The sequence below is a fragment of the Intrasporangium sp. genome (genome assembly GCF_035688975.1).
Classification (GTDB): domain Bacteria; phylum Actinomycetota; class Actinomycetes; order Actinomycetales; family Dermatophilaceae; genus CALMNV01.
This window is the reverse complement of sequence record NZ_DASSMH010000041.1, coordinates 1-7,319: the sequence shown is the minus strand read 5'-3', so window position 1 is coordinate 7,319 and position 7,319 is coordinate 1. Positions and strand designations below refer to the sequence as shown.

At 71.0% G+C, this 7,319-nt stretch carries 8 protein-coding genes; 1 reads left to right on the top strand and 7 read right to left on the bottom strand.

The annotated features are described in order from the left end of the window. Window positions 1–240: 240 nt before the first annotated feature. From VFJ94_RS04100 to tig, 7 genes are all read right to left on the bottom strand, one after another. Entirely contained in the window at window positions 241–879 is a 639-nt protein-coding gene (locus VFJ94_RS04100; protein WP_325002918.1) for a hypothetical protein, read from the bottom strand. 26 nt (window positions 880–905) lie between these two features. Beyond that, window positions 906–2,183 (bottom strand): ATP-dependent Clp protease ATP-binding subunit ClpX, encoded by a 1,278-nt coding sequence (clpX, locus tag VFJ94_RS04095; RefSeq protein ID WP_325002917.1) that lies wholly within the window; start codon window positions 2,181–2,183, stop codon window positions 906–908. Between the two features lie 266 nt (window positions 2,184–2,449). Beyond that, window positions 2,450–2,701, bottom strand: a complete 252-nt coding sequence (locus VFJ94_RS04090; protein WP_325002916.1) for an acyl-CoA-binding protein — start codon at window positions 2,699–2,701, stop codon at window positions 2,450–2,452. Between the two features lie 52 nt (window positions 2,702–2,753). Beyond that, window positions 2,754–3,422, bottom strand: coding sequence for an ATP-dependent Clp protease proteolytic subunit (locus VFJ94_RS04085; protein WP_325002915.1), 669 nt, complete (start codon window positions 3,420–3,422; stop codon window positions 2,754–2,756). Window positions 3,423–3,451: 29 nt separating this feature from the next. Continuing rightward, window positions 3,452–4,093 carry an ATP-dependent Clp protease proteolytic subunit gene (locus VFJ94_RS04080; protein ID WP_325002914.1) on the bottom strand — a complete coding sequence of 214 codons (642 nt, stop codon included), beginning with the start codon at window positions 4,091–4,093 and terminating at the stop codon, window positions 3,452–3,454. A gap of 260 nt (window positions 4,094–4,353) precedes the next feature. Then, window positions 4,354–4,956 carry a hypothetical protein gene (locus VFJ94_RS04075; protein WP_325002913.1) on the bottom strand — a complete coding sequence of 201 codons (603 nt, stop codon included), beginning with the start codon at window positions 4,954–4,956 and terminating at the stop codon, window positions 4,354–4,356. 237 nt (window positions 4,957–5,193) lie between these two features. Continuing rightward, window positions 5,194–6,615: a trigger factor gene (gene tig / locus VFJ94_RS04070; RefSeq protein WP_325002912.1), complete on the bottom strand. Its 1,422-nt coding sequence runs from the start codon at window positions 6,613–6,615 to the stop codon at window positions 5,194–5,196. A 194-nt stretch (window positions 6,616–6,809) separates the two neighbouring features. Between tig and VFJ94_RS04065 the strand changes: the two genes are divergently transcribed. Continuing rightward, a partial coding sequence (locus tag VFJ94_RS04065) for a hypothetical protein (RefSeq protein ID WP_325002911.1) occupies window positions 6,810–7,319 on the top strand: 510 nt, incomplete at its 3' end.

The following is a 7,319-nucleotide window of genomic DNA, read 5'->3' as shown; positions in this document are numbered from 1 at the left end:
CCCCCCAGTCGAGTGGCCACTTCCGCACGGACGGCCCGCACCAAACTGGCCACTCGACTGACCGCTGGCGCCCCCACCCAAGTCGAGTGGCCACTTCCGCACGGACGGCCCGCACCAAACTGGCCACTCGACCGATCGCTGGCGCCCCCACCCGAGTCGAGTGGCCACTTCCGCACGAACCGCCCGCACCAAACTGGCCACTCGACTGAGCGCCACAGTCGAGTGGCCACTTCGCACGGCTCAGGCCCGGGAGAGGTCCCAGACGGCAGCCCACGGCACGTCCCAGCCCCCCACCCCCAGGCGTCGGGAGACGAAGGCGTCCCGCGGCATGTCGACGACCTGCCCGGCCGACGGCTCGTAGACCTCCAGCCCTTCCCGGCCGGCTGCGGGCACGACGAGGACGACATGCCGCGGCAGCCACCGGTTGCCGACATAGAGCAGCGCCGGGCGGCCGGGGCGCGCCCGCCTCAGGAGTGCGGCATACGCCGCTTCGAGGGTGGCCCGACCCCCGAGCCGGCACCACCCGACGGCGTAGCGGGCACCTGGGCGCGCCCCACCGAGCTCGAGCTCGCGGCGCGCGCCCCACGGCGGCGTACCGAGCGCCCGAGGCCAGGGCGGCTGGAGCCGTCCCCCCGCCCCCACGAGCCCGTTGGTCCGGGCAACGACGACCCGCTCGTATGCCGCGAAGCGCTCGGTCTCCGTCTCACCGGGCCGGTCCCCGCCCGGGTCCCACCCCCGGCCGGCGCCGAGCCGGATCCAGTCGGCGAAGGCGGGGTCGAGCAGCATGCGGGCCACGATGAGGCACGCCGAGCCGCACGTGGTGCCGGACTGCTGGACCGGCGCGGGGTCACCGGCCCGCAGCCGGAACGGCGCCGCCACGGGTCAGCCCCCGGCGTGGTCGGGCGTCAGGCCGACTCCTTGCGCGGGCGCTTCGCGCGCGGCTCCACCCCGCGGCGCACGATGGTCGGGTTGACGTTGTCGAGCACGACCTCGCGGGTGACGACGACGCGGGCGATGCCGTCGTCGCTCGGCACGTCGAACATGACCGGCAGGAGGACCTCCTCCATGATCGCGCGCAGGCCCCGGGCTCCCGTGCCGCGCAGGAGCGCCTGGTCGGCGACCGCCTCGAGGGCGTCCTCGGTGAACTCGAGCTCGACGCCGTCGATCTCGAACATCCGCTCGTACTGCTTGACGAGGGCGTTGCGCGGCGTCGTGAGGATGTTGACGAGCGCGCTCTGGTCGAGTGGCGTCAGCGTCGTCAGGACCGGTAGGCGGCCGATGAACTCGGGGATAAGGCCGAACTTCAGCAGGTCCTCGGGCATGACGTCGGCGAACCCGTCCGTCTGATCCTTGGCGCTGTGCAAGGTGGCGCCGAAGCCGAGGCCCTTGCGTCCGGACCGCGACTCGATGATCTTCTCCAGCCCCGCGAACGCGCCCCCGACGATGAACAGGACGTTCGTCGTGTCGATCTGGATGAACTCCTGGTGCGGGTGCTTGCGCCCGCCCTGCGGCGGCACCGACGCGGTGGTGCCCTCGAGGATCTTCAGCAGCGCCTGCTGGACGCCCTCCCCGGAGACGTCGCGGGTGATCGACGGGTTCTCGCTCTTCCGGGCGATCTTGTCGACCTCGTCGATGTAGATGATGCCCGTCTCGGCCTTCTTGACGTCGTAGTCGGCGGCCTGGATGAGCTTGAGCAGGATGTTCTCGACGTCCTCGCCGACGTAGCCGGCCTCCGTCAGAGCCGTCGCGTCGGCGATGGCGAAGGGCACGTTGAGCATCCGCGCGAGCGTCTGGGCGAGGTAGGTCTTGCCCGAGCCGGTCGGTCCGATGAGCAGGATGTTGGACTTGGCGATGTCGACGTGGTCGTCGGACTTCTTGACGCCCTCGCCGGCCTGGATCCGCTTGTAGTGGTTGTAGACCGCGACCGCGAGAGACTTCTTGGCGTTGTCCTGGCCCACGACGTAGTTCTCGAGGAAGTCGAAGATCTCGCGAGGCTTCGGCAGGTGCTCGAGCCCGAGCTCGGACGACTCGGCGAGCTCCTCCTCGATGATCTCGTTGCACAGGTCGATGCACTCGTCGCAGATGTAGACACCCGGACCGGCGATGAGCTTCTTGACCTGCTTCTGGCTCTTCCCGCAGAACGAGCACTTGAGCAGGTCTCCGCCTTCTCCGATGCGTGCCACCTGAATGCTCCTGGATCCCTCGACGACCGTGTGCGCATGGGTGCGCACGCTTGGGGGCCCGGCTCGGGGGCCACGTCTCATTAGACGACGGACCGGCTGCCCGCGTCGTGCGCAACGCCGCTTGTCCGCTGACGGCTGACAAAGCCACGTCGGCTGGCTCGAGCCCACCACCCTGCCACGCGCCGCGCCCCCGACCGGACGCCGACTGAGCCGCGGCGAGGCCCCGAACCGCGGGGTCCGCGGGGAGGCCGCGGACCCCGCCGGCGTCACGAGGTGAGTCGCCGCGCCTCCGCGACGTATGTGGCCTCCGCCTCCGCCCGCGACATGCCGGCGAGCGCCGCCCACGCGTCGTGCTTGGCCCGCCCGACCGGGTTGGTGAACCCGGGCCGCTTGCCCGCGACGTCGCCCTGCGTCGCCTGCTTGTAGAGGGCGTAGAGCCGCAGCTTCACGTCGTTGCCGGGGTCGCGGGTCACCGCGTTGACGGCCGCCACCGCGGCCTCGAAGTCGCTTTCGCCCATGGGTCCCTCCTGATGCGATCCCGCCTAGATCCTCGCGTATGCCGCAGTGGGGTCAGGCGGTGAGGGAGGCCTTGCGCGAGGCAAGCACCTCGTCGATGAGGCCGTACTCCTTGGCGTCCTCGGCGGACAGGATCTTGTCGCGCTCGATGTCGCCGCGGACCTGGTCGGAGGTGCGGCCCGTGTGATGAGCCAAGGTGTCCTCGAGCCAGGTGCGCATGCGCAGCACCTCGTTGGCCTGGATCTCGATGTCGGAGGCCTGGCCGTAGTCGCCGCCCGAGAGCGCCGGCTGGTGGATGAGGATGCGCGAGTTCGGCAGGCCGAATCGCTTGCCCTCCGCGCCGGCTCCGAGGAGCACGGCGGCCGCCGAGGCGGCCTGGCCGATGACGAACGTCTGGATATCGGGGCGGACGAACTGCATCGTGTCGTAGATCGCCGTCATGGCCGTGAACGACCCGCCGGGGCTGTTGATGTACATCAGGATGTCGCGGTCCGGGTCGAGCGACTCGAGGACGAGCAGCTGCGCGATGATGTCGTCGGCGGACGCGTCGTCGACCTGCACGCCGAGGAAGATGATGCGGTCCTCGAAGAGCTTGTTGTAGGGATCCGAGCGCTTCATGCCGTAGGAGGTGCGCTCCTCGAACTGCGGCAGGATGTAGCGGCTCTGCGGCTGGGGGTACGGCTGGGCCACGGCGCCGAGACGCGAGGCGGGGGTCGTCATCATGTCGGTCTTTCCCGTCCTTGGGCCGGTGGTCACTTGGTCTCGGTCTTGGCGTCGGCCTGACCGACGCCGGTGCCGTCGGTCGCCTGCTCCGAGCGCTGGAAGACGTGGTCGACGAAGCCGTACTCCTTGGCCTCCTCCGCGCTGAACCAGCGGTCCCGGTCGGAGTCCTTGGTGATCTGATCCACGCTCTGGCCCGTGTGCTGGGCGATGAGCTCGGCCATCTGCTTCTTGACGAAGAGCATCTGCTCGGCCTGGATCTTGATGTCGGTCGCGGTGCCGCCGATGCCGCCGGAGGGCTGGTGCATCATGACGCGGGCGTGCGGTGTCGCGTAGCGCTTGCCCTTGGTGCCGGCCGACAGCAGGAACTGGCCCATCGAGGCGGCCATGCCCATGGCGACCGTGGCGACGTCGTTGGGGATCCAGTTCATCGTGTCGAAGATGGCCATGCCGGCCGAGATCGAGCCGCCGGGGCTGTTGATATAGAGCCAGATGTCCTTGTCCGGGTCCTCGGCCGAGAGCAGCAGCAGCTGCGCGCAGATCGCGTTGGCGTTGTCGTCGCGCACGTCGGAGCCGAGGAAGATGATCCGCTCCTTGAGCAGACGGTTGTAGATGTGGTCGTCCAGACCACCCGGCATGCCGTTGCCGTTGGCGGAGATGTCCGCGGTCACCATGTCTCCATCGTCGAAGTTCTCCAGCCGGGCCCACCAGGTGGTGCGCGGGTCGCCGGCTGGCTCGTCACTGACCCTAACGTGCAGGGCCGACAGACGATTTCCCGACCCGAGCCGTGTTCGCCGTCAGCGCACAAACGGCCGGTATGCCGCCCAGGCCGCACCTCGCCGCCACGCCACCACGCCACCACGCCCCCACGCCGCCCGGCAAAGGGTGGCCGGCTCCACCACCACGGAGCCGGCCACGCCCTCGCGGCGCAGGGTCAGCTGTTCAGGCCGTTGTCCTGGCCCGACTCCGCGGCGTCCGAGACGGCACCGGTGGGGTCGAAGGAGGACCCGTCGTCCTCCGTGGTCGTGTCCGTCGGGATCGTGGCCGGCCCCTGGTCGACCCCGGCGACGTCCTCGGCGCCCGCGACGCCCTCGCGGGCCCCGGCCGCGACGCCCGCCCGCAGGGACTCGGGCACGTCAGCCTCCGCACCGGCGTCGCCGCCCGTAGGCCTGGCGTCGCCGCCCGTCAGGTCCGTGCTCGGTGCCTTCGCCCCGCTCGTGTCGTCGAGCCGGGCCGCGCCGACGTCGAACCCGCCCATGTCCTCACCGCTGACCGCGCTGCTGCCGAGGCCCTCCCCCTCGGTGACCTCCATGCCGAGGCCCGCCCGGTCCTCCGCGGCGCCCGGCCCGCTCTCTCCCGCCGCGGGCGCCGGCCCGGAGCCGGTCCGCGACGCCTCGGTCGGTCCAGCTGCCGCCTCGGCCTCGGGCGGTGTGCCGACCCCGCCCACGCCGACGTTCTCGCCGGCGGCGCCGCCGGAGCGGTCCTCGGCCCCGCGCTCGACGTTCGCCTCGTCTTCCGCCTTGTCGAAGACACCCATGTCGTGACTCCTCACTTGTCGCAGATTCCGTAAAAGGGTCCGGCCGCCACCACCCGTGGCTCCGACCAACCCATACCCACTTGCGTGGGCACGGCACCTCGGGGCACACGGCATACGCGCCAGACACCCGCGTCGGCCGGTGCCATGGACGACGGATGCCGGTGACCGTCCCGGGGGATGGTCACCGGCATACGCCAGACGGATCGGCTCACGCGAGCCGGGGACGCGGGGACGCGCTCAGGCGTCGGCCTTCTCCTCGCGGGTGGGGTCGGACTGCGAGCCCTCGGCCTCGTCGACGGCGATCTCCGCGTCGGTGACGACCTTCGCCTCCTCCGACGCGTCGCCCGACGCGGCACCGGGCGCATCGGTGGCATCCTCGTCCTCGTCCTCGGTGCCCGGGACGGTCTCGTTCAGGTCGACGACGTTGCCGGCCGAGTCCTTGACCGTCACCTTCTCGAGCACCGTCGCGAGCGCCTTGCGACGGGCGACCTCGGCCACCATGGAGGGGATCTGGCCCTCCTGGTCGATGGACTGCGCGAAGGTGTTGGGGTCGACGCCGTACTGCTGCGACATCATCACGAGGAACTCGATGAGCTCCTGCTGCTGGACCTGGATCGACTCCTGCTCGGCGAGGGCGTCGAGGAGAAGCTGGGTCCGCAGCGACTTGCGGGTGCTCTCGTCGACCTCGGTGCGGTGCTCGTCGTCCTCGAGGCGGCCCTCGCCCTCGAGGTGGGAGTGGATCTCCGCCTCGATGACGCTCTCGGGCACCGGCACCTCGACCTGCTCGAGCATGACCTCGAGGAGCTTGTCGCGGGCGGCCACCCCCTGGGCGAGCTTCGCGTCGCGCAGCGCCGCCCTCTCCACGTCGGCGCGCAGCTCCTCGAGCGTGTCGAACTCGGAGGCCAGCTGGGCGAAGTCGTCGTCGAGCTCGGGCAGCTCGCGCTCCTTGACGGCCGTCACGGTGACCGTGCACTCCGCCTCGGCGCCCGCCCGGTCGCCTCCGGCGAGGGGCGCGGTGAAGGTCTTGGTCTCATCGGCCCGCATGCCGACGAGGGCCTCGTCGAGGCCGTCGAGCATGTTCTTGGAGCCGACCTCGTAGGACACGCCGGTGACGGAGTCGACCTCCTCGCCCTCGACCTGCGCCGACAGGTCGATGGAGACGAAGTCGCCCTCGCGGACCTCGCGGTCGACGCTCTTGAGGGTGCCGAAGCGGGCCCGCAGGGTGTCGAGGCGGTCCGTCACGTCGGCCTCGTCGACCGTCGCCTCGTCGACGGTCAGCTCGATGGAGCCGAAGTCCGGCAGCGTGATCTCCGGGCGCTTGTCGACCTCGACGGTGAAGGTGAAGTCCTCACCGTCGGTCGCGGGCACCTTGAGGTCGCTGATCTCGGGCTGGCCGAGCGGGCGCACCGCGTGCTCCTCGAGGGCCTGGCCGTAGAACTGCGGAAGGGCGTTGTTGACCGCCTCCTCGAGGACCGCCGCGCGGCCGACGCGCTGCTCGATGATCCGGGCCGGGACCTTGCCCTTGCGGAAGCCGGGGACCTGAATCTGCTCGCCGATGGCCTTGAACGCCGCATCGAGGCTCGGCTTGAGCTCCTCGAAGGGGACCTCGACGGTCATCTTGACCCGGGTCGGGTTGAGGGTCTCGAGCGCACTCTTCACTGCGGGTACTCCGTTGGCTTGGGCTCACGGCCGGTGGCGGCCTGCTGTCTGGGGAATCTCACGGCGATGCGGCGGGCATCCGACGGAGGGCATGCCGCCGCCGTGCCGCACCGACGCACCATGCTAGCCGTCGCGTGGCCGATGGCTAAATGCCCGCCCGGCCGCGGCGGACCCCGCACGTATGCTCGGGAACCATGAGCACCGAGCCCGCGCCCTCGCCGGCCTCCGCGCTGCGACCGGTGCAGCTGGTGAGCGCCGCGGTCGCGATGGGGTCGCTGATGGTCACCGCGGTGCGCATCGCCGTGGACCCCAGGGCGCCGATGCCGTCCGTGCCTGCTGTCGGCGCCGTCCTGCTCGCGCTTCTCGCCGCGGCCGTCCTCATCCGGCGAGTGGGGTATGCCGTGCCCGCGCTGCCCCTCGGCCTTCCCCGTGAGAACGCCGTGGCGACGAGCCTGCGCTTCTTCACCTCGACGACCACGGTCCGGACGGCCCTCGCGGAGAGTCCGCTGCTCGTGGCGTTCGCGGTGTCCTTCGCCCTGGAGCCTCGGTCGTGGCTGCCCCTGCTCATCGCCCTGCCCGGCTCGGTCGCGCTCTTCTGGCTGCACGGGTGGCCCTCGCCCCGCAGCGCCGCCGGCACGGAGGACGGGCTCGAGGCCGAGGGGGCCGAGAGCTACCTCAGCGAGACCTTGGGCTTCCGCCCACCG